We start from the raw sequence: 1,264 nt of genomic DNA, 5'->3' as shown, positions 1-1,264 counted from the left end.
AATCTCCGCATCGCTGCAGATTGAGTGCAGTGATCATTTTCAGTGAAATCACTGATCGATTTCGAGTGAAATAGGTGATCGTTTAAAGTGAAACGAGTGATCGAATTCAGTGAAATACGCATTAAGTTCTTATACAGATTTGTGTCAGAATCCGATACAACATATAGTTTTTGTTCATGAATATTTTTTAGCCTGGGTAGAATTTCAAAATTAAGTAGTTTACCTATCCCAAATCCAATCGTACTTTGACCATGGGTATCAACGTAAGCAGCATTCAGATCCATTTGAGTACTATGTTCTAAAATTCCTTTAATCATGGATCCGACTTCAGACGACGTACATGTTTTACTTTGTGAATGAATGCAAAGTGAATTAGCATCTACATGCCAATAAACCATAACTCCATGGCCGCGATATCTACCGTGCCATTCTGTCATTAGATTTTGATCCCATGATTCTAGTTTTTTTGAATCGCAAGCAACGCTGGTTGTCGCATTTCCCCAAATTGTAGGATCACGCACTTTAATAACAGCATTGACTGCCTCGCGAATGGCCAATCTCACATTGGTTGAGTTAATGTATCGCCGTTTGACATATTGTAGATCTGACTCGTCTGCATCCGGATTGGCAATACTTATTCGCTTTATGCCAGTATTACTGCCAATGGCATATAAGCCTAATAATAAGCGTGTAACTAGTTTATCCATTTCAAATCTTGAAAATTGCCCCACTGTTTCCATATGATCGATAAACCCGATTCGAATGTTGGCTTCTTTAAACGCATCTAACAAGTTAATGTTACCCCAGCGTTTAATGATCTCTTGCTGCAATTCGATAATATTTTCAGGCGATTTCTGAGGAAAAGAGGGCGATATTTTGATGTGACCATTTTTCTTATTTAAAATGCTGACTTTGTCGTTACTGGGGATTGAATTATTAAGTGATGTTAATGCTTGAAAAAGCTCTGTTTTCAACAGCTCTGTGAAATCTTTTGGATTGATTGGCAAACCCAACTTTCTATAATAAAACTCTTTGTTTTCCTCAAAATCTTTAGGTAAGTCATTTTGCGGATCACGATAACGATAACTGCCTTTTATCCATAACCCTTTATAAACTAGTTTACGTCTGATTTCATTACAAACAACCCAGGGTCACCTCATGAAAAATTTTGAGATAAGATAGTGGTTAAAATAGAATCATCCCATCCAGCATTTTTTCTGAGCCGCTTAATAGATTGCCTTTTCATCTGATTTTTAGTTAATTG

General features: G+C 36.6%; 1 protein-coding gene. It reads right to left on the bottom strand.

Annotated features, from left to right (window positions below; translation table 11 throughout):
- The coding region (locus ELY15_RS15865; protein ID WP_158617537.1) for a Tn3 family transposase at window positions 1–974 on the bottom strand (974 nt) is incomplete at its 3' end.
- Window positions 975–1,264: the final 290 nt, after the last annotated feature.

It is taken from the genome of Legionella sp. km772 (genome assembly GCF_003989735.1).
Taxonomy (GTDB): Bacteria; Pseudomonadota; Gammaproteobacteria; order Legionellales; family Legionellaceae; genus Legionella.
The sequence above is the reverse complement of the archived record's forward strand: the minus strand, read 5'-3'. Positions and strand labels throughout refer to the sequence as shown.